Annotated in this window: 21 protein-coding genes; 9 read left to right on the forward strand and 12 right to left on the reverse strand. The window is 57.7% G+C overall.

The features are described 5' to 3' along the window. Window positions 1-26: 26 nt before the first annotated feature. The 5 genes from HU724_RS13345 to rfaH form a co-directional block, all read right to left on the reverse strand. Window positions 27-1,418, reverse strand: coding sequence for an undecaprenyl-phosphate glucose phosphotransferase (locus HU724_RS13345; protein WP_186567085.1), 1,392 nt, complete (start codon window positions 1,416-1,418; stop codon window positions 27-29). A 66-nt stretch (window positions 1,419-1,484) separates the two neighbouring features. After that, on the reverse strand, window positions 1,485-3,794 hold the full coding sequence (locus HU724_RS13350) for a GumC family protein (RefSeq protein WP_186567083.1): 2,310 nt from the start codon (window positions 3,792-3,794) through the stop codon (window positions 1,485-1,487). Between the two features lie 2 nt (window positions 3,795-3,796). Beyond that, on the reverse strand, window positions 3,797-4,330 hold the full coding sequence (locus tag HU724_RS13355; RefSeq protein ID WP_071172312.1) for a polysaccharide biosynthesis/export family protein: 534 nt from the start codon (window positions 4,328-4,330) through the stop codon (window positions 3,797-3,799). A gap of 12 nt (window positions 4,331-4,342) precedes the next feature. After that, window positions 4,343-5,503, reverse strand: coding sequence for an outer membrane beta-barrel protein (locus HU724_RS13360; RefSeq protein ID WP_122699309.1), 1,161 nt, complete (start codon window positions 5,501-5,503; stop codon window positions 4,343-4,345). A 51-nt stretch (window positions 5,504-5,554) separates the two neighbouring features. Further along, a complete protein-coding gene (gene rfaH, locus HU724_RS13365) occupies window positions 5,555-6,073 on the reverse strand; it encodes a transcription/translation regulatory transformer protein RfaH (protein ID WP_110599474.1) in 519 nt (172 codons plus the stop codon). A 683-nt stretch (window positions 6,074-6,756) separates the two neighbouring features. Here rfaH and HU724_RS13370 point away from each other — a divergent pair. Next, window positions 6,757-7,731 carry an SDR family NAD(P)-dependent oxidoreductase gene (locus tag HU724_RS13370; RefSeq protein ID WP_186567081.1) on the forward strand — a complete coding sequence of 325 codons (975 nt, stop codon included), beginning with the start codon at window positions 6,757-6,759 and terminating at the stop codon, window positions 7,729-7,731. A gap of 1 nt (window position 7,732) precedes the next feature. Here the strand turns inward: HU724_RS13370 and HU724_RS13375 are convergent, their stop codons facing one another. From HU724_RS13375 to HU724_RS13390, 4 genes are all read right to left on the reverse strand, one after another. Next, complete coding sequence (locus HU724_RS13375; RefSeq protein ID WP_039760340.1) at window positions 7,733-7,942, reverse strand: hypothetical protein; 210 nt, start codon at window positions 7,940-7,942, stop codon at window positions 7,733-7,735. Between the two features lie 112 nt (window positions 7,943-8,054). Beyond that, a complete protein-coding gene (locus HU724_RS13380) occupies window positions 8,055-10,514 on the reverse strand; it encodes a fimbria/pilus outer membrane usher protein (protein WP_225927687.1) in 2,460 nt (819 codons plus the stop codon). Window positions 10,515-10,711: 197 nt separating this feature from the next. Beyond that, window positions 10,712-11,461 (reverse strand): fimbrial biogenesis chaperone, encoded by a 750-nt coding sequence (locus HU724_RS13385; RefSeq protein WP_041478776.1) that lies wholly within the window; start codon window positions 11,459-11,461, stop codon window positions 10,712-10,714. Window positions 11,462-11,529: 68 nt separating this feature from the next. Next, window positions 11,530-12,132 carry a fimbrial protein gene (locus HU724_RS13390; RefSeq protein WP_101159472.1) on the reverse strand — a complete coding sequence of 201 codons (603 nt, stop codon included), beginning with the start codon at window positions 12,130-12,132 and terminating at the stop codon, window positions 11,530-11,532. Window positions 12,133-12,452: 320 nt separating this feature from the next. Here HU724_RS13390 and HU724_RS13395 point away from each other — a divergent pair, with 320 nt between their 5' ends. The 6 genes from HU724_RS13395 (at window position 12,453) to HU724_RS13420 (ending at window position 21,189) form a co-directional block, all read left to right on the forward strand. Further along, window positions 12,453-13,673: an EAL domain-containing response regulator gene (locus HU724_RS13395; RefSeq protein ID WP_130909797.1), complete on the forward strand. Its 1,221-nt coding sequence runs from the start codon at window positions 12,453-12,455 to the stop codon at window positions 13,671-13,673. Between the two features lie 174 nt (window positions 13,674-13,847). Next, window positions 13,848-14,555, forward strand: a complete 708-nt coding sequence (locus HU724_RS13400; RefSeq protein WP_110599491.1) for a response regulator transcription factor — start codon at window positions 13,848-13,850, stop codon at window positions 14,553-14,555. A 7-nt stretch (window positions 14,556-14,562) separates the two neighbouring features. Continuing rightward, window positions 14,563-18,195, forward strand: coding sequence for a transporter substrate-binding domain-containing protein (locus HU724_RS13405; protein ID WP_186567077.1), 3,633 nt, complete (start codon window positions 14,563-14,565; stop codon window positions 18,193-18,195). Window positions 18,196-18,297: 102 nt separating this feature from the next. Next, window positions 18,298-18,675, forward strand: coding sequence for a type 1 fimbrial protein (locus HU724_RS13410; protein WP_186567075.1), 378 nt, complete (start codon window positions 18,298-18,300; stop codon window positions 18,673-18,675). Window positions 18,676-18,983: 308 nt separating this feature from the next. Continuing rightward, on the forward strand, window positions 18,984-19,445 hold the full coding sequence (locus tag HU724_RS13415) for a hypothetical protein (protein ID WP_186567073.1): 462 nt from the start codon (window positions 18,984-18,986) through the stop codon (window positions 19,443-19,445). Between the two features lie 115 nt (window positions 19,446-19,560). Further along, on the forward strand, window positions 19,561-21,189 hold the full coding sequence (locus HU724_RS13420; RefSeq protein WP_186567071.1) for a methyl-accepting chemotaxis protein: 1,629 nt from the start codon (window positions 19,561-19,563) through the stop codon (window positions 21,187-21,189). A 38-nt stretch (window positions 21,190-21,227) separates the two neighbouring features. Here the strand turns inward: HU724_RS13420 and HU724_RS13425 are convergent, their stop codons facing one another. After that, the gene (locus tag HU724_RS13425; RefSeq protein WP_186567069.1) at window positions 21,228-21,812 is read right to left on the reverse strand and encodes a hypothetical protein; all 585 of its coding nucleotides are present in this window, start codon (window positions 21,810-21,812) and stop codon (window positions 21,228-21,230) included. 329 nt (window positions 21,813-22,141) lie between these two features. Here HU724_RS13425 and HU724_RS13430 point away from each other — a divergent pair, with 329 nt between their 5' ends. Beyond that, a complete protein-coding gene (locus HU724_RS13430; RefSeq protein WP_186567067.1) occupies window positions 22,142-23,098 on the forward strand; it encodes a fimbrial protein in 957 nt (318 codons plus the stop codon). Here the strand turns inward: HU724_RS13430 and HU724_RS13435 are convergent. Then, window positions 23,093-23,452: a response regulator gene (locus HU724_RS13435; protein WP_016774585.1), complete on the reverse strand. Its 360-nt coding sequence runs from the start codon at window positions 23,450-23,452 to the stop codon at window positions 23,093-23,095. The two genes, HU724_RS13430 and HU724_RS13435, sit on opposite strands and share 6 nt — an antisense overlap. 23 nt (window positions 23,453-23,475) lie before the next feature. After that, window positions 23,476-24,915 (reverse strand): ATPase domain-containing protein, encoded by a 1,440-nt coding sequence (locus HU724_RS13440; protein WP_186567227.1) that lies wholly within the window; start codon window positions 24,913-24,915, stop codon window positions 23,476-23,478. 313 nt (window positions 24,916-25,228) lie between these two features. On the opposite strand from HU724_RS13440, the gene pstS reads away from it, so the two are divergent. Further along, on the forward strand, window positions 25,229-26,260 hold the full coding sequence (gene pstS, locus HU724_RS13445; protein WP_039760359.1) for a phosphate ABC transporter substrate-binding protein PstS: 1,032 nt from the start codon (window positions 25,229-25,231) through the stop codon (window positions 26,258-26,260). Window positions 26,261-26,323 lie beyond the last annotated feature (63 nt).

The raw sequence follows: 26,323 nt of genomic DNA on the forward strand, positions 1-26,323 counted from the left end.
GGGGTGGGCCAGAGCGCTGGCCGCTGTCAGTAGATGTTTTTCGAGAACAGGGTGAAGGGCGTCTTCAGCAGGATCTTGATGTCCAGCCACAGCGACCATTGATTGATGTAATTGAGGTCCTGGGCGACCCGGCGCTGCATCTTTTCCACGGTCTCGGTTTCGCCGCGATGCCCGGTGATCTGTGCCAGCCCGGTGATGCCAGGCTTGAGCCGATGCCGCGCCATGTAGGCGCGCACCTTGCCGGTGTAATAGATGTTGTGAGTGACTGCGTGCGGGCGCGGGCCGACCAGCGCCATGTGGCCGAACAGCACGTTGAATAGCTGCGGCAGCTCATCGATCGAGCTGCGTCGCAGAAAGCGTCCCAGCGGTGTGACGCGGTCGTCGTCGCGGGTGGCCTGACGCACTTGCTGATCGTCGTGCACGCGCATTGAGCGGAATTTCCACACGCGGATCACTTCGCCGTCGCAGCCATGGCGGTTCTGCTTGAACAGCACCGGCCCCGGCGACGTCAGCTTGACCGCAATGGCCACGCCGAGCAGCAGCGGGCTGAGCAGAATCAGCGCCACCGCAGCGACGCTGCGTTCGAACAGGTCCTTGCAGAACAGGCTGCCGGGATGCGAGGTGAGCAGGCTTTCGTTGAGGTAAATCGCCGGCATCCGCTCGATCTCGGAGATCGAATGATTGAGCAGGACCATGCTGCCCAGATCCGGAATCCACACCACGTCGACGTTCATGTCGAGCAGGTTGATGTACAGCGCTTCGATGGTCGCTGCCTCGGCCATCGGCAGCACGATGTACACGCGCCGCGCCTGCAACCGCGTGATGATTTCGCGAATGTCCTCGACCTCACCGAGCAGCGGCAGGATGCTCGGCGCCGGGCCGCTGTCGGCTTTCGCCGCGACAAACCCGAGCAGCAGCGCGCGATCCGGGTCGAGCAGTTTGCGTGCCAGTTCATGGGCGGTCGGGCAGGTGCCGATGATCACCGCGCGGCGCTCGTTGCAAATCATTTTGGTGTACATGCGCACGAACAGATGCAGCGGCAGAAACGTCGCCGCCTGGGCGAGAAAACCGACGACGGCCCAGACAATCACCACTTGCCGCGAGAACAACGCGCTGGTCTGGGTGACGAAGGCGATGCTCATCAGCAGCCCGAGCAGAATCAGCCAGCCGGCCAGCAACCGCCCCAGTCCGACCAGCAGACCATGGCGCTTGTGGTAGACCTGCACCAGGCCGTAAACCGGCATCGAACCGAGCACCGTGAGGATGATCAGCAGCCGATATTCACTGGGCAACTCGCCGATGCGCCAGTGCACCAGCACGATCAGCAACAGGTTGACCAAAGTCATTGCGCACAACCATTGCACCCAGAAGGTGAGGCCGCGACGCTGTGCCATTTGCGCGGAATATTGCGAGGTCATCGGCGCGATCTCCGATTCGTCGAACAGGGAAGGATTTGCTGTTGCCGGGCGGCACGGCTCGAAGGATCAGCGCGGGGCGAAGTCGTAGTCGTAGAAGGAACGGGAATGGCCATGGCCGTACTTGCGCGCCTTGCGCAGATCGACCTGATTGAGCACCACGCCGAATACCGGTGCCTGGCTCTGCTGCAACACGGCGATGCTTTTGCGCACCTGGCCGACCGGCGTGCTCTGCGCCTTGACCACGTAGATCACCGCATCGGAATGCTGGGCCAGCAACAGTGCGTCGCTGACGATTTCTGCCGGCGGCGAATCGATGATGATGTGCCGGTAGCGCGACTTGAGAATCTGCAACAGCCGACCGAGGCGCGGTGAACTGAGCAAGTCCTGGGCGGGGGCCACGGCATTGCTTGAACTGCTCGAGGCTTTCAAACGCGGTGCCTCGAACGGGTCCAGCGCCGATGGCGACAGGCAGCCGGCCGGGAGCATGTCGAGATTGCCGACGCTGCGGATACAGTCTTCCAGCCGCGCGCTGCCGGCCATGAGGTTGGCGAGGCCGGGGCTCTGCGGCGGAAAATCGAAGTTCAGCGACAGCGTCGGCTGACGCATGTCGGCATCGATCAGCAGCACCCGTTCCAGCGGCGCCAGCGACGAAGCGAGATTGTTGGCGATGGTGCTCTTGCCTTCGCCGGACACCGAAGACGTGACCAGCACCACCTGCGCTGGGCGTTCGTTGTTTTGCAGCATCAGCCAGGTGCGCAGGTTGCGAATGGTTTCGCAGAAACGCGGGTGGTCGTTGTCCTCGAACAGCCGCGCCAGCTGCCGCCGGCTCTTCTTCATCACCAGCGGCACGACACTGAGCAACGGCACATTGAGCAGACTCTCGACGGTGTCGTCGGTCTTGAAGGTGTTGCTCAAGGTATCGAAGAGGAAGGCGAGGGCGACGCCGACGATCGCTGCGACCAGCGCGACAATGGCGAGAATCAGGTTCTTGCGCGGTTTGCTCGCTTCCAGCGGTGCGATCGCCGGGTCGACGATGCGCGCCTTGGCTGAGTCCATGTCCGAGGTGGCGGCGGTTTCCTTGAGGCGGGTGACGAAGGTTTCGTAGAGCGCTCGGGTGCTGTCGACTTCACGCTGGAACTCGCGCAACTGGAATTCCTTGCGCGAAATGTCCTGAATCTGCGCCTTGTTGCTGTTGAAGGATTTGCGCAGGGCGTCTTCGCTGGCCACTGCCAGTTGATACTGGCGCTCGATACCGGCAACCACTTGCTGCACTTGCAAGCGCAGGCTGTTGGCCGCCGTACGTTGTTCGGAGCGGGCGGAGATCAGCGCCGGGTGTTTCGGCCCGTAGCGGCCCGACAACTCTTCGACTTTGGCCTGGGCCTTGGCCAGATCGGCCTGGAACTGCTGAATCAGCGGATTGCTCAGCACTGCCGGCACGCTGGACAAACGACTGATGTCGCCGTTGCTCAAGGCTTGCGCCTGACGGAACTGGCTCTCCGCTTCGGCACGGTCGCGGCGCGCGTCGATCATGCGGTTGCCGGTCATCTGCAGTTCGTTGGCACTGATGGTGGCGACGCCGTCGACATCGACCAGACCCTGTTCCTCGCGGTAGGCCTGCAACTTGTTTTCGGCGACGCGCAGGTTGTCGCGCAACTCGAACAGGCGGGTGTTCATCCAACTGGTGTTGTTTTGCGAAGACTTCAGGCTGGTGTCCTGCTGGCTGTCGATGAAACCTTGGGCGAGGGCGTTGGCCACCGCCGCAGCGAGGGTCGGGTCGGGCAGTTCGACGTCGATTTCCAGCAACTGACTTTTGCCAACAAACTTGACGCTGGTATGCAGCATCAGGTTTTGCGTAACGTCGTTGAACACTTGTTCTTCGGTCGCTGGCGGCTTCGGCGGCGGCAGCAGATCCAGCCATGGCAGCCACTGGTCACGATTGAGGTCGGCCAGCCATTGGCGCGGGGTGAACCAACTCTGCGCCTGCTGGCGTGGATCGGTGATCGGGTTGGTAGTCAGGCCAAGTTTGCGCACGGCGCGCTCGGCCAGTTCCCTCGATTGCAGCAACGCCTGCTGGGTCTGCAAGTAATCAGTGGTGGTGGCGCCGCCGGATTCGGCGGCTTGCTGAAAACTCAACACCGGCGGCGTCTTGTCCTTGATCAGCAGTGTCGCACTGCCGACGTACTGCGGCGTGATGAACGACAGCGCCGCCACGGCCAGCGCGCAACTGAGCAGCACCAGCCAGGCGATGTTCCACTTCGCCGACCAGATCACCCGCCACAGGTGCAGCAGATCAAGGGTGTCCGACTCATCGGCGGCTTGCGTTGGCAAGTGGCCCTGGAGCGGACGTTCGAGGTAGGTGCTTGGGCTGTTGTCCATGATCAGAAAAAGCCTTGTGCAATGGAAATGGTGTCGCCGGGGGCGATGACGGTGGTGCGCGAGATGTTCTCGGTGACCGGTGGGCCGCCACTGCCGCGCAAAATCGTCACGCGTTTCATTGAGGCGCGTTCGGTCAGGCCGCCACCCAGGGCGATGGCTTTTTCCAGAGTGAGCCCGGGCTGGAAGGGGTAGCTGCCGGGCTTCTGCACCTCGCCGTTGATGTAGAACGGGCGGTATTCGATCTGGCTGAGGCTGACTTTCGGATCGACCAGATAGCCTTGCCTGAGGCCATCGACGATTTTTTGTTCGACCTGATTGGGCGTCAGGCCCTTGGCGACGATTTCGCCGAGAAACGGGTAGGAGAAGGTGCCGGCATCGTTGAGGCGGATCTTCTTGAAGCTCAGTTCCGGCTCGCCGAACACGATGATGCGCAAGACATCGCCAGCGGCCAGGCGGTAATTGGTGTCGGTGTCCGCCGCCTCGACCGTGGGCACTGTCCAGAGCAGCAACAACAATAAAATCAGGCGCGTGTGCATGGCCCAACCCTCCTACAGACTGACGTCGAACGTGATCTGGAAAACATTGCGGGTGAAGCTTTCGTTGTCGGCATCGGAGTCGTTATCGCGGTGGCGGTAGGCGACTTCGACGTCCAGCCAGCGGCGCATTGCGTAATTCACGCCGAGTTTGTAGTCCTGCAAATCGTCGCTACGGTCCTGGCCTTCGTAGACGTAATGGCCCATGCCGACTTCGGCAACGCTGGTGATGCGTTCTGTCCAGCCGTGGCGCCAACCGATCTGGGTGAAGGTGGCTTTCACCGCGTCGGAGCCGTCGTCGCCTTCGGCCATGGCCTGGCGGGCGAGAAAGGTAAAGGTTGAGTAGGTGCGCGGCTTCCACGCCAGATCCACTTGCCAGGTCGGGTTGCTCAGATCGTCGGAACCGCTCTGGTCGAAGTTCTTGCGTTCGTAACCGACGCGCAATTTGCCGGTGGTTTTCGCCGTCATGTCCCACTCGGCACCGGCCAGCACTGCGTCGGAGCGACTGCTGCGTGGGCTGTTCGATTGCAGGTAGTCGAAGCGGGTGTGGTCGTATTCGAGCAAGCCACGGGTTTTGCTGCCGAGGCGGTGATACCAGGTGCTGGTCAGATTGCTGGTGTTGCGCTCCTTGTCATCGTTGATGCCGTCGGAGTTGTCATAGCGCAGTTGTGCGTAACTGGCGCCGAGGTCGATCTGGTTCAGCGCACTGCGCGCGCCGAAGGTGTAGACGCCGCCGACGCGCTGGCTCTCGATCTTGTCGTTGATGCCGTCGACGGCGGTCGAGGTGGTGCGCTCGTACTTGCGTGCCTCGGCTTCAAGCTTCAGCCGGTGCCGGTCGGTGAACTCCATGATGCTGTCGGCGCGCAGGCGCTGGGCGGTGTTCGAAGCGTCCGAGGCGCTGTGATAGATGTAGCGGGTCGGTTCCCAGATCACCCGCGTGGCGCTGTTGCGGTCCTCCGCCTTGAGCTCGAAGGCCGGCGCCAGACGGGTGACCATGGTCGATTCGACATCGTGTTCGACTTCGCGAAAGTTGTCGTCGTAGCTTTCCGACAAGGCAAAGGTCGGGGTGAAATCGAAGCCGTAGACATTGATCGCTTGCGGCTCAACGCTCCAGGCAGCTTCGGGGGCACAGCAGGCGACGACTAAAACCAGGGAACAGCGAGGCTTCAGAGCCATGGATCACGCTCCTGATTAAGGGGGTCGGGGTCAGGGCGAAGCGGATCCGGACTATTGTCGCTGGCGTTCGAGGTAACTCAGCGGGACGCTGACGTGCTGTTGGCGGTTGAGAAAATTGAGCAGGATCATCACGCGCTCATCGCCCTGCATGGACAGGAACACGCCTTCGAGCGGGGACAGTGGGCCCTGGACGATTTGCAGAGGTTCGCCGGGCTTGAGTGTCGGTTCGGCAGGAAAACCGAGCGACTCCTGGCTGCGTTCGCGCAGTTGCGCAATCACGTCTTCGTCGACCCGGGCGGGCACATGGTTGAATTCGACGATGCGGCTGACACCGCGGGTCGAGCGAATCGGTGCCCAGTTATCGTCTCGGCTCAGTTCAATGAACACGTAGCCGGGGAACAGCGATTCCAGTGTTCGTTGGCGTTTGCCACGAATACTTCGCTCGCTCATCAGCTGCGGCCGAAAGGTCGAATAGTTCTGTTGCTGCAGATTGAGTTGTGCCCGTTCATCCTGGCGGGGCTTGCACTGCAATAAATACCAGTTAGAACCGTTGCGGCAAACCGTTAGCATGCTGGAGTACTCCATACATAGCGATCGTGTAAGCAGGGCGGCCGATAACGTGGGACTAGCCGTCATGCTGCTAGTAGGTAGTAGGCTGATCAAGGCAAAGTGCCGAGCCAGATGCATCAATGTTTATTGGCAGAAGAAGTGTTTCAAAAATGAATCAATCGGGTTCGGTTATTGTTATATCCGTGGCCGTCTTGGCTATAACGAGTCCGTGCTTTTGTTTGAGCAAAGCTACCGCACGGTTCGCAGTTGCGACCTTCAGGATCCAATTACATAAGTAGCCAGAAAGCAGAAAAGTGCGCGTCGGCGCGAGCTCATCGGGCAGTGCTAAGTTATCGGCCAGTCTGCGCTAGCTGTCAATTGATAACAGTCAAAAACATTACCTTTCATCCGCTGATGATGGCCATGTTTTGTAGGTCATTGATTCACAGGGGCAAATTCTGTTCGTCGGATTTTTTAAACTTTTATAAGTTATTGAAGTCGTGCCAGCTAGATGAGGCGGGTGATAGCAAATTAGTTTCAACTGTACATCTTTCGGTTCGTAAGAAGTTGGTTTATTAAACACCTTGCGTCGGATGCCGCTGGCCCTGGCAACTAAGCTCGTCTATGAATAGTTTCCGTCTTTTACGGGCAAATGTTCGACGGTGTGTATCCCCCTGAAGTAAAACCGGTGAGCCGAGGTAATCATGAGTGTTCTGGTAACGGGCGCAGCAGGCTTTATCGGTTACCACACGGTCATGCGTTTATGTTGCGAAGGTTTTCAGGTTGTTTGTGTCGACAATCTCAACGCTTACTACGACGTCGAACTTAAACAGGCGCGTGTACAGAGATTGCAAACGCTGGCCAACTTCACTTTCCATCGGCTGGACATTGTCGACCAGGCTGCGTTGACCGCGTTGTTCGCGCACGGCCACTTCAAACAGGTCATTCACCTCGCTGCGCAGGCCGGAGTGCGCTACTCGCTGGACAATCCCGATGCCTATGCGCAGTCGAATCTGGTCGGGTTTCTCAACGTTCTGGAAGCGTGCCGTCGTCACCCTCCAGAGCACTTGATCTATGCATCGAGCAGTTCGGTGTATGGCGCCAATACCAAGATGCCGTTTGCAGAAGACGATCCGGTCGATCAACCGGTTTCGTTGTACGCCGCGAGCAAACGCGCCAACGAACTGATCGCGCACAGTTACTGCCATCTCTACGGCTTGCAGGCCACCGGCCTGCGCTTCTTTACCGTGTACGGCCCGTGGGGTCGACCGGACATGGCGCTGTTCAAATTCACCGAAGCGATGCTCAACGGGCGCGCCATCGACCTCTACAACCAAGGCGAAATGGCGCGCGACTTCACCTTTATCGATGACATCGTCGAAGCGGTTTTCCGACTGCTCGACAAACCGCCCGCAATCAGCGCCGAGCGCGGCACCAATCGCTTGTTCAATATTGGCCGCGGCAGTCCAGTAGCGCTGATGAGCTTCGTCGAATGCCTGGAGCAGGCACTGGGCATCAAGGCTCAGCGCCGTTATTTGCCGATGCAGGAGGGTGACGTGCTGAAGACCTGGGCCGACGTGTCGGCGCTGGCACGCTGCATCGACTTCAGCCCGCAGGTGCCGATCGAGCAGGGCGTGCAAGCGTTCGTGCAGTGGTATCGCGAGTTTTACCAGGTCTGATTCAGTGCAGCGTGACGGCCCTGCGACTTTCCCCGATGCGGATCCGGTCGAGGGCGCGGTTCAGCGCATCCAGCGCATCGAGCAACGCCTTGGCCTCGGCTTCACGCCCGTCGCCCCACAGGCGTTCGGCCATTTTGTTCAAGGCCAGAATGGCGCGTTCGATGTCGGCTGCACTGGCGGTGTTGTTACTGGCTGGTGGTTTCTTCGGCATTCGGGATTTCTCGGCGGACGGCAAACCACCATACCGCCAAGGCACCAAGCAATATAGTCAGGAAGTGATCCTTGCCTCAGCCAAACAGGCAGTCTTGAAGCCGGCTATGGAGTTACTTCCCACTGGTAGAGCAAGCCAACCGGTATTGCTCATAGTTCAAGCCTTCGACCTTTTCCGGCAGCTTGTATGGCACGGGGCAGCTTTTGCCCTGCCACTTGATGGTGATGACACCGTGATCTTTGGTCACCAGCGCCAGGGCCTTGCCCGTCGGATCTGACAATGCCAGTTGTTTGCCGTCGCTATCCAACAGCACCGCGCCGAATGGAATCGGCTGGCCGTTGGCATCGTACAGTTCGAACTGGACGCGTCTGCCTTTGCTGCCTTCGAAGCGTGCAAGAACCACCGAACCGCGTCTTGGCACCAGTTGCTGAGTGGCGTTGTCCAGCTCGATCTCACCGCCCAGGTTCCGCGTGTCCAGGGTTACCCAGTTGACGCGATACGGTTGCGCGTTAGGCAGCACCGCATAGCCGTTGAAGCCGGTTTTCACACCTGAATAGCTGCTGATTTCAACGCCCGATATGCCGGGCACTTCGACCAGGCCGAACGTTTCACCGACGGTCTGGCCCATATTGATGCCGCCGGCATGAGCCACGATCGATCCGGCCGCACTCAGGTTCTGCGACTCATAGCCGCTGCCTCGGTTGTAGCCAAAGCCCAGATCGCCCATTGACGTACGGGTACTCAGACTGAGTGAGCCAGAGCGCTCGCCCTGGACGCTGCGCCCGGTCTGCACGGAGTAGTAGGTGTCGCTGTCCTCAGTCAGATAACCATTGATCCCGGCTTGCGTGCTGGTACCGGCGTTCTGATGGTTACTGGAAACGTAGGCACGCGGTGCGCGTGGTGTCGATCCGAGCGGGAAAGAAATTGAAACGCTTAATTGCGTGTCGTTGGTGGTGTCACCGCGTGCGCCGAATTCCTGGGTTTTGCTCAGGCTGATGTTGTAGTTCAGGTCGCGCCAATTGTTGTTGTAGCCGGCGGAAAAGCTGCGCGAGCCACCGCGATCCCAATAGCGCTGGTCACTGGCATTCAAATACAGCGAGCCGAACTGGCGCGCTTCGCCAAGGGTCTGGTTTACCGTGAGGTCGGTACGGGTCTTGGCATTGCCCGCGCGCCGCGTAGCGCCGGCGCTGGTGTCCTGCACATGGTCGGTCAGCGTGCGGTAACCCTCGGTCGAATAACGATAGGCGGCGAGGGTGAAGCTGGTATCGGTACCGGTGAAGGTCTTTGCATAGAGCGCGCGTACGCTGCTGCCCTGGGTGGTTTTGCCGAATGCCTTGCTGGACGATTGCGTAAGGTCCAGGGACATCGCGCCAATCGAGGTGTTCTTCGCCGCACCGATGGACAGCGCCTTGAAGCCGTTGCTCGCCTGAATGCCGGCAATGCCCGTCAGATTGCTGGTCAGGCCGTAGGCAAAAGTGCCGCCGAGAAAGGCTGGTTTGTCATAACCCTCGCTGTTGTTGTTGAATTTGCCGCTCGACAGGCTGTACTTCAGTTGCCCCTCACGCACCATCGTCGGCAGGGCGGAGAACGCCTGCCGGGTGACCTTGCGCCGACCATCCGCTTCGACAATGGTGATCTCCAGATCACCGTTGGAGCCCGATGGATAGATATCACTGATCTCGAACGGACCCGGCGGTACATTGGTGGTGTAGAGAATGTAGTTATCCTGGCGGACTTCGATCTTCGCATTGGTTTCCGCCACGCCACGAATAATCGGCGCGTAGCCGCGCTCACTGTCTGCACGCATGCCTTCATCAGAGGCGATCTTGACGCCTTGGTAGCGCACGCTGTCGAACAGATCCGAGTCGGAAAAGATTTCACCCGCGCTCAGTTGCCCCTTGATCGCCGTGAGGTCGCGCTGGATGAACGTGCGGTTGCTGACAAAACGATTGGGCCGGCCGGTGGAGCTGCTCAGATTGGACTCGTTGCGCAGACGCCAGGCTCCAAAGTTAATGCCGTTGCGCAGCCCCAGATTATTGGAGATTTGCGTGGCGTAATCGGTTTTGCTGCGGGTGCTGCTCAACTGGTAGTTGATGAACCCGGCGGCCACACCTTGGTCCCAAAGCTCTGGATCTACATAGCCGCGCATGCCACGCGCCATGGCGACCTGCGGCACGCTGATATTGAGGCGCAGGCGGTTGGCATCGAAATTGAGACTCGCTTGCTCGATCATCGCAGGCAGGTCGTAGTGATCGGCAGGGTGTTGCTCGTCAACCAGACCTTGCTCACGCAGTTTGCGCATGTCCACACCCAACTGCTGCAACAGTTCCAGGGTGATGCGTGGCTCGACTTTGCCGTTGACCGGGTTGGCCGCGAAATCGATGTCGCGACGACCGACCAGCGTGCCGTTGCTGAACACGTCGACGCGGTATTGGCCTGGCAAGACGCTGTTGGCATTCAGCAACGGTTGCAGATCGACCGCCGATGAACCTTCAAGGAACAGCGTATTGAAAGATTCACTCGCCACTGCGGCCTGGGCTTCGGCGCCCGCGGCGAATCCGCAAATGGCCATGTTGATAGCAAAGCACAATGGATGCAGGCAGCCCAACGCCGCTTTGTTTTTCTGGCGCGCAACATGATGCTTAACACAACTTTCAGATGTGTGGTGTTGGGAGGAAAACATGCAATTTGCCTTATCAGTCCGTGTTGCTTCAACCGGAGTCCGGAACTTGTGAATAGCTTGTAAGTTGGCAGGGTGGGGCGGGGGATTTACTGGGCGGAGGCATCTTTCACGCGCTCGGCATGGCTTTCGGCAACGCTTAGTGGTGCATCGAATCGTTGTTGTGCGCCGTAATCGTTAATTGCTGAAAAACTCAAATGCGAAGTACCCGCTGGCAGATCTTTCAGATTGAATGAGCGAACTTCCCCTGGAACGATCATTGTCGAATCAATTACCAACTCCGCTTTTTTTCCTGCAACGACTTTCAGATCCGCCAGCGACACATGGTAGTTGCTTTGGTTTTTTACTTTCAGCACCGACTTGCCAGCCTGAGTGACCAATTGCCATGCAAGTTGCTCCGGTGCCTTTGCGGCATCACCGGTGAGTCCGTCCGGGCGGAAGAAGACCTTGATACGCTGACGTACCGCCAATTGCAGCGTGTTGACATCGGCAGCACTGGCCTGGGGGATTTCCTGCACGTTCAGCCATACCACCGACTCCTTGTCCGCAGGCATGCCGCGGCCTTCATAAAGAATCCTCAGTAATTGCTGTTGATTGGGCTCAAGTTTGGCCAGTGGTGGAGTAACTGCGAAAGGCGGTGCGCTGCCAGCCGTGTCGCCGGCATCCAGCCACGATTGCGCCAGAATGGTTTGTCCGCCGTTGCGCACGGTGACATTCGCCTCTTTGTGCGCACCATCGAAGATAATCCGGGTGGAGCTCAAGGAGATGCTGGCGAATGCCGAGTGCGTCATCAACACCCCGGCAAGCCCCAGGCAAAGCGGAAAGTAGCGACTTAACATAGATTTCACCGATTAATCTGGTCGGGAAGGACGAGGCACAGCGGCCCCGTCCAGGTATTGCGGGCTGCTTATTCGTATTCGAGAACGAACGGCAGAGTGGCGTTACCGGTACCGGCAGTAGCGGTGGTCTTGTCGCCGGTGGTGACGTAAGCGGCTGCGAACGACAGGGTGCCGTCACCGCCTGTGGTTGCGTCGCCAGTCAGGTTGGTCTGCACTTTGGCAGTGGCTTCGGAGCTCAGGTCGATCAACTGGCCATTGCTGTCCAGCAGTGCGATACCAACGCCTTTGGCCGCGTCTGCACCCTGCAGCTTGAGAACTTTCTTGCCATCAACCAGGCCCGAACCGCCGTTTACGGTTGGTTTGAACAGCATCGAAACCTTGGTGCCAGCGTTGCAGTTCACTTTCAGGTTGAAATCGTTGGCGGCCACACGACCGGCGCCCGGAGCGGAGTCGGTGCCCATGTCTTTGATCGACACGCTGCCCATGTCCACGGCAATCATCTTGTCGTTACCCAAGGCGCCATCTACCGAGCAAGCGTCGTTATTGATAACGCCGGTGAAGCTGATTTGACCGCTGCCGCCCTTGACAGCTTTGGCGGCTTCTTCAGCCACTGCACCAGTGGAGGCAGCCAGTACGGAAAGAGTGAGTACTGCGAAAGCGAACTTTTTCATGTTTATATCCGAAGTTATTGTGAAGTGCTGCATTGAAATGCCAGGCCATATTAGGTGTGCGGTGGTGGCGGGTCTTTGGGATTTGTCTTAAAGCGATAAAGGTGCGAGCCAGTCAGTAATATGGCAGTGGCGTATTCATATTTGCGGTAATGGTGCAGCGAACCAAATGAGACAATTCTCAAAGTCGTGCGGTCTTTGTCTGGCTAGTATTCGCGGATGCAGAAATTCTCAGTCAACGCAAAGTTTGTGAGCGGGCGTCCTGCTTGAAAGATTATTCAGACTTTCGCTATTAACGACTGATAGAAAGAGGTTCCAGGTTTGTGAACACGCTTCGTATATTGGTCTTGGAAGATCACGCCTTTCAGCGCACGGCGGCAGTCAGTGCGCTTAATAGTCTGGGGTACAAAAATATCTTTCAGGCGGCTGACGGCAAGGATGCGCTGGCTGTGATATCCCAGGCTGGAGGCGTGGACGTTGCATTGTGTGACTTGAGCATGGCCGGGATGGATGGTTTGACGTTCTTGCGCCTGGCGAGAGAGGCCGGTTTGATTCGTGCAGTGATCATCTGCAGTTCACTGCCTGAAGATTTGTTGCGCACGGTTGATCGAATCGTCACGTTGCAGGGGCTTGAGTTGCTTGGCAGTGTCGGAAAACCGTTGATGGTCGATGTGCTGGCGCCGTTGTTGGCTCGCTACCGGCCGCACAATCAGATCGATGCCAAAGTGGTGGAGAGTCATCTCGATCAGCCTTCGGAGAACGAAGTGCTCGAAGCGATACGCCGTCAGGAATTTCGCGCCTACTTCCAGCCCAAATTTCATCTGCGCAGTGGTGAAGTGGATGGCGCCGAGGTGCTGGTGCGATGGCAGAGTCCCAGTCGCGGTTTGCTTTCACCTGGCATGTTCTTGCCGACGATCGAGCGCTGCGGGTTGCTCGATGAGATGTTTTTCAGCCTGCTCACGCAAGGCTTGAGTCTGCAGCGCTTCGTCCAGTCTCACGGCAAGCCGTTCAAGCTGGCGTTCAATCTCGACGTGACGCAGATGGCCAATCCGAATCTTGTCGACCGGATCAAGGCGCTGTTGCGCATCCATGGCGCCTCGCCAGCTGGGCTCATTTTCGAGCTCACGGAAACCGGCCTGCTGCAGATGCCCGAGATCAGCATGGAAAACATGGTGCGTCTGCGCATGCTCGGCTTCAGTCTGGCAATCGATGATTTCGGTGTCGGCTATTCTTCACTTGAGCGGCTGTGCCAGATGCCGTTCAACGAAATTAAACTCGACGCCGGCTTCGTGCAGAATTTCCATCAGGCGCGCTACAGCGCGGTCATCCACGGGGCGTTGGCCCTGGCGCGGGAATTGGACATGCGCGTGGTGGCAGAGGGTATTGAAACCGCAGATCAGGTTCAGCATCTGGCGCGGCTTGGTTGTCAGTGGGGGCAGGGCTTCTTCTATGCTCGCCCGATGAATTGGGCGCATTTGGTCGACTGGCGTTTCGAGGGTCAGAAGTCATCCTGGCGCCGCGCAATAGGCACATCCGACCGCTGATGTGAGCGGGCAATCTGACTTTTGGGACAAAGCCCTATTTCGTCGCACCTTTAAAACACTCATGATGTGCCCTGAAATCAATCAGATGCACCTGAATGCTTCGGTGATGCCCGGGATTTGCTGCGGTTGCCAAGTGCTGATGGTCCTCCAACCCTCCTCATCATGGAGCTGTTCATGCATTGGTCAGTCGTGAATCCGTTACGCGTTGCCATCCTTGATGATCACTCGCTCATACGTCTGGCGATGAAATCACGGCTGACGCGTGAAGCCGAGTTCAGTGTGGTGGGCGTGTACGGCAGCAGCGCGCAGTTGCTCGCCGGGTTGCGCGAGGTCGACATCGACCTGCTGATCCTCGACTACAAGCTGCACGATGGAGAGCTGGACGGGCTCAATCTGATCCGCCTGCTGCGCAAGCAATATCCGGACATGCGCATTCTCGTTTCGTCCTCTGAAGAGCGTCCGGCAGTGGTGAACATGGCGATCGGGGCGGGCGTCAGCGGATTCTTTGGCAAATCCCAGTCGGTCGATGACCTGATCACTGCCATCCGCAGTGCCGCGTCCGGGCAGTTGTACCTGTCGCCGGCAATGGCCTTCGAGCTTGACGTGCTGCCTGCGTCGGTCGAAGAACCGTCGGGCGTCAGTGATGACGGCGCGGCGCACAGCGACGATTTCCTCAGTAATCCTTTGCTCTCACCGAAAGAAAAAGAAGTCTTGCGCTGCTGTCTCGAGGGTATGGGCGTGACTCAGATCGCTTTGAAGTTCTCCCGCAGTCGCAAAACCATCAGTGGGCAAAAACAGGCCGCTTTCAAAAAGCTTGGCATTCGTGGTGACGCAGAGCTGTTCAAGTTGCAGCACAGCCTGACAGCCGACAACCAGGGATAACTCGCTTATGTTTCATCTGTTGCGCGGTGTTTTGCTAGTCAGTGTGCTTTTCGTGTTCGGTAGCGGGTCGTTGTGGGCAGCAGAGCCGCGCACGCTGCAGGTGTTCGGTCGATCGGACTGCAAGGAACTGCAAGTCGATCTGGCCAATGAAGACTGGAGTTGGTTGCGGCAGAAGCGCAGCCTGGTGTTGGGCTCGGCGCTCCCGGATTTCCCGCCTTATGTCATGACCGCCAGCGGTACGCGCTATGAGGGGATTGCCGCCGATATCGCCTGCATTATCGGTCAGGCCCTGCACGTTGAAATCACCGTCAAGGCCTACCCCGACAGGCGTGACGCAATGGCCGCACTCGAACGCGGTGACATTGACTTGTTGGGCAGCTCGAACAGTTTCGAATTGATCGATGGCCTCGTCACACTGAGCAAACCTTATGTCGACGACGTGCCGGCGATATTCATGCGCGGCGATGATCGGCGACCGATGCCGGCCAATCTGGCCGGTTTGCGTATTGCGGTTGCCGACGATTACCTGCCATCCAGTCAATTGCACGGGTTATACCCCAACGCCGAGTTCGTGCTTTTTCCGTCCAATGAGTTGGCACTGGCTGCGCTGGCTTTTGGCAAGGTCGACCTGTTTCTCGGCGATACGGTGTCGAGCAATTACCTGATCAACCTCAACTACTTCAACTATGTGCGCCTGCACTCTTTCGTCAAAACCCAAACCAGCGGTTTCAGCTTTGCCTTGCGCCGGGGCAACGACCAATTGTTGCGTCTGATCGATTCGACCCTCGAGTCGCTGGGTGATGCGAAGATTGCCGAAATTACCAAGCGCTGGTCGGGCGGCGGCGGGGCGCTGACGCCCAAACGCATTGACCTGACACCCGGCGAAGCACGTTGGCTTGAGCTGCATCCGGTCGCGCGGTTCGTGATCAATGACGATCAGGCACCGTTTGCATTCTTTGATGGTGACGGCAACTTTGGCGGGATCGGCGCTGATCTGCTCGAGCTCATCCAGCGGCGTACCGGCTTGCAGATCAATGTCGAGCGCACCGACAGCTTTTCCAGTCTGAGCACGCGTCTGCTGGATGGCAGCGCGGATATTTCTCTGCTGACACCAACGGTCTCGCGGGAAGTCGGCATGCGTTTCACTCATCCGTTCCTTGCCAGCCCCTTTGTGATCGTCACCACCAAGGACGCAGGCGCGCCTTCAAGCCTGCAGGAGCTGCGCGGCAAGCGCGTCGCAGTGCCCGAAAGTTCGGCTGAGCGTGAGCTGCTCAAGGACTACCCCGACATCGAGATCGTTGATAACGAAACAGTTCTGGGCGCCTTGGCTGACGTGAAGGGCGGTCGAGCGGACGCGATGATTACCACGTTGCACAGTGCGCGCTACTACATCGCCCACATCTACAGCGACAGCTTGCGTATCTCCAACATCGTCGGCATGAACAAAGGCTTCCTCGCTTTCGCCGCGCGGCGTGCCGATACCGAACTGATCAGCATTCTGAACAAGGCGTTGCTGAGCATTCCGCCGGATGAGCTGGACGTGATTCTCAACCGGTGGCGTCCCATTGCAGCGTTTTCGGGGTTGTCGTGGCGCGATTACAAGGCGCTGATCTACCAGATCAGCGCTGGCGCGTTCCTGATTATCCTGGGATCGCTGGCGTGGAATTTCTATATTCGCCGGCAGATCCGCGAACGCAGCCGGGCAGAGCGCTTGCTGGGCGATCAGTTGAAGTTCATGGGCGCGTTGATCAACGGCACGCCGCATCCCATCTACGTACGTGATCGCGAAGGTCGACTCGTCACCTGCAATAACAACTATCTGCAGACATTTGGCCTGATAGAAAAGGATGTGATCGGCAAGACCGTGCTCGAAAGCGGCAAGCGCAATCGCCAGGAGGCGTTGCAATTTCACGACGACTACCTGCGCGTCATCGAGCAGGACGAACCTTACGAGGTGGATCGCACGCTGCATGTCGGTGATACGCGGCTGATCATTTACCACTGGATCCAGCCTTATCACGACACCGCCGGTGAAGTCAGAGGCGTGATCTGCGGCTGGATCGATATCAGCGAACGCCGTGAACTGATCGAGGAGTTGCGTGCGGCGAAAGAGCTCGCTGACGAGTCGAGCCGCGCCAAAACCACGTTCCTGGCGACCATGAGCCACGAGATCCGTACACCGATGAGTGCCGTGATCGGCATGCTCGAACTTACCCTCAAGCGTGCCGAGCAGGGACACTTCGATCGGCCGGCGATTGAGGTGGCGTATGACTCGGCAAAAGGCCTGCTGGAACTGATCGGCGATATTCTCGATGTGGTTCGCATCGAGTCCGGCCATGTCAGCCTTTCGCCCAAGCGTGCCAACCTGCGCGAACTGGTCGAATCGGTAGCGCGGGTGTTCGACGGCTTGGCCAGGCAGAAGAGTCTGGTGTTGAAGCTCGACATCGACGCCAATGTCGGCTGTGACGTGTTGGTTGATCCGATGCGCTTTCAGCAGGTGCTCTCGAACCTGGTGGGTAACGCGATCAAGTTTACCGACACCGGTCATGTCAGCGTCTCGATTCGCGGCCAACGTCTCGCTGACGAACGCTTACAGGTCGACCTCAAGGTCGAGGACACCGGTATCGGCATTTCCAGCGCCGATCTGCAGAATCTGTTTCAGCCGTTTTCCCAAGCCAACCATGGTCCGTCCAACAGGGGCGGCACCGGTCTGGGGCTGGCCATCTCGCGTTCGTTGTGTGAACTGATGGGCGGGCGGCTGAACATCACCAGTACGCTGGGCAAAGGCACCTGCCTGGAAGTGTCGCTGTTCTTCAACATTCTCAGCCCGCTCGGCGGCAAGGTGCTGCCTGTTTCGGTTGTTCAGGACAAACCGGTCCCGACACTCAGGATTCTCGTAGTCGATGACCAGAGCGCCAATCGCCTGCTGCTCACGCAGCAGCTGAGTTTCCTTGGCCAGGCGGTGCGTGATGCCGCTGATGGCGCCCAGGCATTGGCATTGTGGCGGTCGGAGCCGTTCGACATTGTGATCACGGACTGCAACATGCCGGTCATGAACGGCTACGAACTGGCCCGCACCATTCGCCACGACGAACGCGAAAGCGGTGCAACGCCATGTGTCCTGCTGGGCTTTACCGCCAACGCGCAGCCGGAAGAAAAAGTGAAGTGCCGAGAGGCCGGCATGGATGATTGTCTGTTCAAGCCGATCAGCCTCAGCACATTGTCGACCCTGCTTGCAGGCTGGGAAAAGAACCTCGAAACCGAGCCTGTCGAAAGCCTGCCTGCGGCGAGTAGCAAGGAGCTGGGATCGATTCGTGAGCGCTTGAACGAGCTCACCGGGGGCGACCTCGACATGATGAAAGAACTCCTGCGTGAGGCGTTGTCGAGTTGCGAAAAGGATCTGGAGGAGTTGCATTCGCTGATACCCGAAAGCGATCCCGGGCTGTTGGCTGACCTGGCACACCGGATCAAGGGGGCGGCGCGCATTGTTGCCGAGCATCAGGTCATCGAGGCGTGTAACGAGCTTGAGGCCGAATGCGAAGCGCCGGTCATCGATGCTCTGGATCTCAATCGCAGCGCAGCGAAGCTGGAGCATGCACAGGCTGATCTGATCAAGAAAATCAAAAGGGTCGAGTTGTAAGCGTCTCGGCTCATGCCCCTGAAGCTGGCCGCGCATTGAAGAGGGCATTAAAGATCATTTCGCCACGGGCGATACCTTGGTTAATAACCATGGAGTTTCGCGATGATCATTCGACGTCCTTTATTGATTGCCTGCCTTTGCCTGCTCGGTGTCGACACCGTCAGCGCAGCCCAGTCTGCGCCGGTCAGCGGAGTGATTCGCTTCAGCGGACAGATTGTCGAGACGAGTTGCATGGCGAGTGGCAGCAGCCATTTTTCTGTCGATCTGCTTGACTGCCCGCAGGCAAGCACCGGGCAGATTTTCACGGTAAAAAACGTCAGTGCGGCAGAGCGTGGTCAGCCGCGCCAGCAGGTGTTCGTGAAAATGATTGCCGATACCCATGAACAGGAAAAATACTACGACCAGCGTCTGCTGCTGACGGACAACAAGGGCCACCAGATAACGACCGGTAACTACGTCGTGACGATGACGCTGCCTTGATGGCTTGGAAAGAATGAATCTGCGCCCCTTGTTTCAAGGTTACTGACAAAAAGGGGCGTCACTAATGAGAATTGTCTGGTTCGTGCAGAACCGTCCCGCGCTTCAGGCTTGCCGCCGCTCCCCTGCGTTGCAAAATCCCCCCTTCAACACTCTCTGAACCAGACCATGCGTCGCTGCCATGGGCTGTCGTCCAGGTGTGGCTTTTCGTTCGGCGATCCTTGCCGTCATTTTGAGACAAGTCTCATTTCAGCCAGACGCGCCCTTGGTTATTTTCTTGAAAGGAAGAATGGAGCTGCCAAAGGTGTCCGATGTTTCTTGAAAATAACCGCAGTCGATCCTTGCGGATCCTGATCGCTGACAGCGATGTGCGCAGAGGCCAGTCGATCGAACAGCAGTTCAACAAGCTGGGCTGTCTCAGCGTATTGAACGTGTGTACCTATCGTGACCTGAGAGTCCTGACGTATTACTGCCCTCAACGGTTGAGCCTGGTCGTCGTCAATGCTCAGTTGCTCAGCGAGATGGCGATGGATCCGCTCGACTTTTTCGGGGAAAACCCGCTGATTCGTCATCTGCTGATTTTCAATCCCAACGATGATCACCAGTGGTCGAAGACCTTCTTCAACCCGCATCCCCAGCGCTGGATGCGCCTGGTGTCGAAAATCGATCTGCCGCGATTGGCAGACTTTCTGATGCTGGCCGACCCGGCGCTCAAGGAGCTCGCGGAGCCGGCCTCAACCGACCCTTCGCTTTCCTCGTGCGCCAACCGCTAGCTACCGCACCTTCCCGCGATGATCCACGCAGGCGCTGAGGTGCTGCTGCCCAGCGCCTGCTTTGCTGCCCACTCGTTTGCCCCATTGTCTTGAATACACTCTAAGGTAAGGCATCATGCTGCTTCGTAAACTCAATCTCGCGCCGCGTTCGGCGCTGTGTTTTGGCTTGTTCTGTCTCATGATTATCGCGATAGGATTGATCGCCCTGCAGCAAGTCGACTTGCTCAACAAGGCAGAAACGTACGTCGAGACGACGATCGTGCCGAGTATCAAACTACTCGGCCAACTGGATCGTGAATTCGTCGAAATCAAGGGCAACAACGCCCGCTTGCGCAATCCCATCGAAACCCCCGAGCGCAAGGCGCAGGCCCTGATGGACATTCAGCAGTCCCGTCAGCTCATCAAGAAACATCAGCGAGCGCTCATTGAACTGCTGGCCACCGACGCTGGACGCGAGGCGTTCGAGGAGTTTGCCAAAGCGCAAAAGGTCAATGATCTGGCGCAGGACCAGTACCTTGAAACAGTGGCGAGCGGGCAGCTCGAGGCGGCCATTGCGCTGTCCAGGAATCAGATGCGTGCGGCGTCGGATGGCGTACAGGTCGCGCTCAAAAAGTTGATTGCTCTCAACGAGATAGAAGCTTATGAGGCGGGCAAGCAGGCCGACAATGTCTATGAGCACACGCTGTTGATCGTCAGTGTGTTCATTCTCATCGCGATCGGTGCTTCGTTGGCCCTGGCCGTGTTGTATACCCGCAGCCTGACGGTACCGATTGCAGGCTCGCTGAGGGTGGCCGAATGCATCGCCGCCAATGATCTGAGCGAAACCATTGCGCTGGATGGCTCCGATGAGGCGGCGCAAATGCTGTCGTCATTGGCGGCGATGCAAACCAGTCTGCGAGATGCCTTGATCATGATCCGTGATTCGTCCACGCAGTTGGCCGAAACCTCGGAGGTCATGCACGGCGTCACTGAAGATATATCGCGTATCACTCAGCGTCAGAGCCATGAAATCGAAATGGCCGCCACCGCCGTCACTGAAATGAGTGCAGCGGTGGAGCAGGTTGCAGACAACGCCGCATCGACCTCGCAACTGACGTCGGAATCCAGTGCCGCTGCCGTTGCCGGTCGTACCCGGGTCAGTGAAACGGTCGCAGCAATCAATCTGATGGTCTCCAGTGTGCACAGCACCTCGGCTGAGGTGCAGGCGCTATCGACCATGGCGAGCGATATCAGCAGCGTGCTGGACGTTATCCGAGAGGTTGCCGAACAAACCAATCTGCTTGCCTTGAACGCAGCGATCGAAGCGGCGCGGGCGGGGGAGGCGGGTCGCGGTTTTGCCGTGGTTGCCGATGAGGTGAGAGGGCTGGCGCAGCGTACTCAGAAGTCGACCGAGGACATCGAGTCCATGGTCAGCTCCATTCAGTCGGGCACCAGCCGTGCAGTTTCCTCCATGAGCCACACCCGCGCTCAGGCCGAGAGAACGCTCGAAATGGCCAATATCGCCGGCGAAGTGCTGACTGACATCACTGGTTCGCTGAATCTCATCAACGAGCGAAACCTGCTGATGGCAACCGCTGCCGAGGAGCAGGCTCAGGTTGCGCGGGAAGTCGACCGCAGCCTGATCAGCATTCGTGACCTGTCATGTGAAACCGCTGAGGGATCGAAACAGACCGCAGTCGCATCGGCGGAGCTGTCGCAATTGGCGGCGTCGCTGAACAAATTGACCAAGGAATTCAAACTTTAATCAGTAAACGTAAAGCCCTGGCTACCAGGGCTTTTTGATCAGCGCTCGATCGGCGCAGCAAAGTCCTGCGCATGGGGTGCAGAGTCAGATTGTGCTGGCGATGCGGTTTGTGCTGTCAGCTGCTCAATGCAGCTGGCGAGTTGTTTTTCATAGCTTTCAAGTACCGCTTCGGCTTCAGCTTCGCGCTCATCGCGCAGGCGGAAGAAATCGTCGCGATTGAGTTGGTCCGCAACAAGTCGGATGTTTTGCTCGATGATCGCGCACAGTGAATCTTCATCTTCTAACGCCGCGCTGGTCAGGGCTGCCTGTCGATTGTTTTCGAGTTCGGTTTTTGCGTGCTCAGCGGCCTTCGCCTGTTCCTTTGCGCTAAGCAGGTCGGTTTCCAAAACCTGTTTCTGTTCCGCCAGGCGCTTCAGTTCTGCGCTCATCGACTGGATTGCATCGGCGCGCTGGGTGAGTTGGACCTCCTGTTGTTGCACCACAGCCTTCAGTGGAAACAGTTCATTGAGTTGGTAGCCGGCGACCACAGTCATGGCGATCAGTGCCAGCGCAAGAATGGTCAGGCAGTAGATGGCGGCGTTGCTCTGGGGTTTTGAGCTATTGAGGGTATCGAGTGCTCTCACGGAATCGTTTCTCCTATCAAGAGTAGACAGTGTAATAACCTCGATTCGCTGGGCCTTTAAGACGAGTCTTAAATTGTGCTCTATTTGCGTATATCGATAACGGCTAACATTTGTTAACGAATTCGCAGAAGGCTTCTTGTTTAAACCGACTATCTAAAGTTTCTTGTGGGTCCATGAGAATTGTCTTGTTCGCGAATAAATAAACTTTTTGCTCAAGCTCCTTTTTTTCATTATCGTCTGCTGCCGCTTTGGTGGCGTTACTGCTGATAGTTCACGCAATCGTCCGCCATTCAATTGTTTGCAAACACGGCGAGTTCAGAGAGATTGCTATGAAGTTTTCCCATGTTTTAATTGTCGGTTTTTTGTATTTACTGCCATTTAACGCAATGGCGGCAATTTGCGAATTTTATCCGGACCATTCCAAGGGCAGTGTCAGGGTGGTTCTTCCAGCCACGATCTCGGTGCCTCGTGACACGCCCAACGGCACGGTTATCTATGAAAGCCCGATCGTGACCCTGGGCGCCATACCCAGCTCATTCAGGTGCTCTGCGGTACACAACGAAGGTGTACGCAATACTGTCGGCGCTACTCAGCCGGGCGCGGAAATTTTTCCTATCGGAAATACCGGAATCGGCTGGCAATGGATCCGACCGCCATCGGGGAAAGCGTGGAAAGGCTTCCCAGGAACTACCGACACTGCTGGCGGTTGGGGTTGGAATGGTTCTGAGCACATCTTGCGTTTTGTAAAGACGGGCACTATTTCCGGCAGTGCGACGATACCCTCAGGCCAACTTGGGACCTTCGTCGCTGCAGAAATCGAGCCTCTGGCAATGAATACAAATGGCACGCGGATCGTCTCGCAGTCTTGTGAAACACCTGATGTGAAAGTGGATATGGGCAGCTACACCATGAGCGATTTTCTGCAGAACGGTGACTATGCCAAGGAGAAATACTTCTTTCTTGATATGAAAAACTGTCCTCCCGGAATCAATAACTTCAGGTACTCCTTTTCGCCCACTGCGGGCAGCCCTGCATGGAGCGCTGATACCGGCGTGGTACACCTCAACAGTAACTCCACTGCCAAAGGGCTGGCATTGCAAATGCGCTTCAGTGACAGGACGATACTCAAGCTGAACCAGAATTACATAATGAAAGCGCCAACATCGAGCGGCGGAAATGCATCCGTTTCCTTGCAAGCCCGCTTCGTGCGCATCGAGCCTTCCAATGCGCAAATGCGAGCGGGCGATGCCAATGCCGAAATTGCCTTTGTCGTCGAGTATCTATGAGCCCAACAGCCTCTTCACCTCAGCCACAATCACCGCAATATCAAACGGCTTGGGCACTACCACATCAAACAGATCCGAGCGCTGCATGCCGATGTGCGCTTGCGCGCCACTCATGAGAATGATCGGCAAGTGTTTGACGGACGGCTGGGCACGCACGGCTTCGGCGAATTCGAGGCCGTCCATGACTGGCATCATGAAGTCGGTAATAACCAGCGCCGGGCGTTCTCTTTCCAGCACCTCGAGCGCTTTCTTGCCGTTGCTCGCGGTCACGGTCATGAAGCCCTCATCCTCAAGCGCAAAGCCAAGAATGTCAGCAATCAGATACTCGTCGTCGACTACCAGAATGGTGGTCATGTTATTTCAACCCGCTTGAAGACTTACGAAATTGAACCAGGCAATGACTCAGCTGCGACTGAAGGTTCATTTTTCAAAGCCTTTTCCAGGAACACATCTTGATCGCGTACAACCACCTCGAACCGCGACGGGTTGTAGGAGCTATCGCGTACCTTAAGAATGGAAAGCGTCCTGCGAAGTTCAGCGTGATTCTCAAAGAAACGCATGAGGATCAGGTTGTCGACAATACTGGACAGGTCAGAGTTCGGCGCGCTGACCTCGGAACCGAACAAATCGCGCATTTCCCAGGAGGCAAAGACCGTCACGCCTCTGGACCGCAGTTCGTTCATCAATGCACTGAAAAAGTCGGTGATGCGTTCCGGTGTGGTTGACACCCGTGTCATGCCGCTCAGGCTATCGATGAACAGGCGCTTGATGCCTCTCTCATCGACCAGGCTCAGCAGGCGTGCGCCGAGGCCATCGAGCAAACCCTCCGTTGTTGGCTGCCAGGCAATGCTCAATGCGCCGCTGTATTCCATGTGTTCAATATCGATGCCCAGCGAACGGCCTTTCAGGCGCAGGCGCTGCGGGCTTTCATAGAAGCCGAAGTGCAGGCCCGGCGCTTCGGCCGTAGATTGCGCGAGAAACTTCAGGCCCAGCGTGGTTTTGCCGATGCCGGAAGGGCCCATGACCAGCGTGACGCTGGAGCTGTGCAAGCCGCCACCGAAGATCTCGTCGAGCGACGCAATGCCGCTTGGAATGCGCGTCATGTCCGCGCTGTCAGGGGCGGAAGGGCGCTTGTAGAGACTTTCGAGGCGCGGGTAGACGACCAGGCCGTTATCGGTGATTTCGCATTCGTGAAGACCGGTCAACGCGCCGCTGCCGCGGGTCTTGCGCAAATGAATGCGGCGCACCGAACGGGTACCGAACAGCTCTTCGCCCATTTCGATGACGCCGTCGACCATCGTGTGCTCGGGGCTGCCGTCGTCCAGGCGCGAGCTGGTCAGGAACAGCACGGTGCAACCGGCAAATGCGGCATGGCCTTGCAGTTCGGAAATGAATTTTTTCGTGTCGATCGGCGAGTCGGCTTTGGAGCGTGCATTGAGCAGGCCGTCGACGACCATGACGGTCGCCTTCTGCCGGGTGATTTCGCGTCGCAGCAGCTTCACGACTTCATCGAGGCCTTCGTTTTCCAGCGTATCGAATGCGCTGACAAACTGAATTTCGGCGCCGACTCGCGATGCGTCGAAAAAACTCATGGTCGACAGGAACTGGAACAGGCGGTCGTGGGACTCGGCCAGCAACGTGGCGACCAGCACACGACCGCCATTACGGGCATGGTGAAACCCTAGCTGGTTGGCAAGGATGGTCTTGCCGGAGCCCGGGCGCCCTTGAATGATGTATGAAGCGCCGGCGACAAAGCCCCCCTGAAGCAGCGCGTCGAGCCCTTCGATCCCGCTTTGAAGGCGTTTTAGCTTTTCCACAATGCGACCCTGATCTGAATAAACAGGCTTGTTCAGCCGAATGAGTGAAATGCTAACGCCATTTCCGGTTGAGGGCCATAAAGGCTGGGGAAAAGCAGCGTTTTTGCAATGTGAACCTGGCACGTGACTGCTCGGGATCAGGGGGTAGTGACAAGCCCGGCACGAGAAGATTCGATTTTTTGAAACCCGGAAGCCGATTACGTCCATAGGCGCTGCTGCGGACCATGAGGGTAACGCTTGCCACTTTGCTTTCATGAAATCGTCACAAAACTGCTGCAGAGTTCGGGAGCCCGTAATCACTAGGTGTCATTTAATGAAAAGTTTGATGAAGTCTGCTGCGCTCGCCATTGCGGTATCTCTTTGTGCCACCTCGGCCTCCTTTGCAGCAGAAAATGTTCGCCTGACGGGGTCCGGAGCAAGTTTCCCGGCGCCGATCTATCTGACCTGGTTCAAGGATTTCAGCAAGAAATCCGATGACGTCACTGTCGATTACCAATCCAAGGGCAGTGGCGCGGGCGTACAGGACTTCTTGAACAAAACCGTGGATTTCGCTGCCAGTGACTCGGCAATGAAAGACGAAGATATCGCCAAGGTCGCCGAAGGCGTGCAGTTGCTGCCAATGACCGCCGGGGAAATCGTGCTGGCCTATAACCTGCCGGGCAATCCCAAGGGGCTGAAGCTGCCACGCGACGTCTACTCCAACATTTTCCTGGGCAAGATCACGCGCTGGAACGATCCGCAGATCGTCGCAGCCAACCCGGACCTGAAACTCTCCGATACGCCGATCACCGTTGTCGTGCGTGCAGATTCCAGCGGTACGACCGCGGTATTCACCAAGCACCTGGCAACCGTCAACGCCGAGTTCAAGCAGGCGTTGGGTGAGGGCAACACCGTCAACTGGCCGGCCAGTGACAAGTTCATCAAGTCGCCGAAAAACGATGGCGTGACGGCGACCGTACGCCAGACCCCTGGAGCGATTGGTTACATCGAATATGGCTTCGCCAAGCTGGCCAAGGTCGACTTCGCCCAGTTGCAGAACAAGGCTGGCAATTACGTCGTGCCAAACGCCGAAAGCGGCGCCGAGGCCCTGGCGGCGGTGAAGATGCCGGAAAACCTGGTGGCCTGGCTGCCTGATCCGGATGGTGCCAAGTCCTATCCGATCACCTCTTATACCTGGATGATTTTCCGCAAGGACAATGGCAACCCGGCCAAGGCCAAGGCCATGCGTGAAATGGTCGAATACAGCCTGACCGAGGGGCAGAAGATTGCCGATTCGATGGGTTACATCCCGTTGCCGCAATCGGTCGTCGAACAGGTTCGCAAAGCGTCCGCCAACATTCAGTAACGCCGTGAGGTCTCTCTCGGCGTGTGCGTCTGCGCCACGCCGGGAGAGTTTTCCCCCTGTTCC

Source organism: Pseudomonas iranensis (genome assembly GCF_014268585.2).
GTDB classification, from domain to species: Bacteria; Pseudomonadota; Gammaproteobacteria; order Pseudomonadales; family Pseudomonadaceae; genus Aquipseudomonas; species Aquipseudomonas iranensis.

What these genes read in the sequence shown, in the direction of transcription:
- HU724_RS13345 (WP_186567085.1), bottom strand. Translation starts at nt 1,418, where the DNA reads ATGACCTCGCAATATTCCGCGCAAATGGCACAGCGTCGCGGCCTCACC.
- HU724_RS13350 (WP_186567083.1), bottom strand. Translation starts at nt 3,794, where the DNA reads ATGGACAACAGCCCAAGCACCTACCTCGAACGTCCGCTCCAGGGCCAC.
- HU724_RS13355 (WP_071172312.1), bottom strand. Translation starts at nt 4,330, where the DNA reads ATGCACACGCGCCTGATTTTATTGTTGTTGCTGCTCTGGACAGTGCCC.
- HU724_RS13360 (WP_122699309.1), bottom strand. Translation starts at nt 5,503, where the DNA reads ATGGCTCTGAAGCCTCGCTGTTCCCTGGTTTTAGTCGTCGCCTGCTGT.
- rfaH (WP_110599474.1), bottom strand. Translation starts at nt 6,073, where the DNA reads ATGCTAACGGTTTGCCGCAACGGTTCTAACTGGTATTTATTGCAGTGC.
- HU724_RS13370 (WP_186567081.1), top strand. Translation starts at nt 6,757, where the DNA reads ATGAGTGTTCTGGTAACGGGCGCAGCAGGCTTTATCGGTTACCACACG.
- HU724_RS13375 (WP_039760340.1), bottom strand. Translation starts at nt 7,942, where the DNA reads ATGCCGAAGAAACCACCAGCCAGTAACAACACCGCCAGTGCAGCCGAC.
- HU724_RS13380 (WP_225927687.1), bottom strand. Translation starts at nt 10,514, where the DNA reads ATGGCCATTTGCGGATTCGCCGCGGGCGCCGAAGCCCAGGCCGCAGTG.
- HU724_RS13385 (WP_041478776.1), bottom strand. Translation starts at nt 11,461, where the DNA reads ATGTTAAGTCGCTACTTTCCGCTTTGCCTGGGGCTTGCCGGGGTGTTG.
- HU724_RS13390 (WP_101159472.1), bottom strand. Translation starts at nt 12,132, where the DNA reads ATGAAAAAGTTCGCTTTCGCAGTACTCACTCTTTCCGTACTGGCTGCC.
- HU724_RS13400 (WP_110599491.1), top strand. Translation starts at nt 13,848, where the DNA reads ATGCATTGGTCAGTCGTGAATCCGTTACGCGTTGCCATCCTTGATGAT.
- HU724_RS13405 (WP_186567077.1), top strand. Translation starts at nt 14,563, where the DNA reads ATGTTTCATCTGTTGCGCGGTGTTTTGCTAGTCAGTGTGCTTTTCGTG.
- HU724_RS13410 (WP_186567075.1), top strand. Translation starts at nt 18,298, where the DNA reads ATGATCATTCGACGTCCTTTATTGATTGCCTGCCTTTGCCTGCTCGGT.
- HU724_RS13415 (WP_186567073.1), top strand. Translation starts at nt 18,984, where the DNA reads ATGTTTCTTGAAAATAACCGCAGTCGATCCTTGCGGATCCTGATCGCT.
- HU724_RS13420 (WP_186567071.1), top strand. Translation starts at nt 19,561, where the DNA reads ATGCTGCTTCGTAAACTCAATCTCGCGCCGCGTTCGGCGCTGTGTTTT.
- HU724_RS13430 (WP_186567067.1), top strand. Translation starts at nt 22,142, where the DNA reads ATGAAGTTTTCCCATGTTTTAATTGTCGGTTTTTTGTATTTACTGCCA.
- HU724_RS13435 (WP_016774585.1), bottom strand. Translation starts at nt 23,452, where the DNA reads ATGACCACCATTCTGGTAGTCGACGACGAGTATCTGATTGCTGACATT.
- pstS (WP_039760359.1), top strand. Translation starts at nt 25,229, where the DNA reads ATGAAAAGTTTGATGAAGTCTGCTGCGCTCGCCATTGCGGTATCTCTT.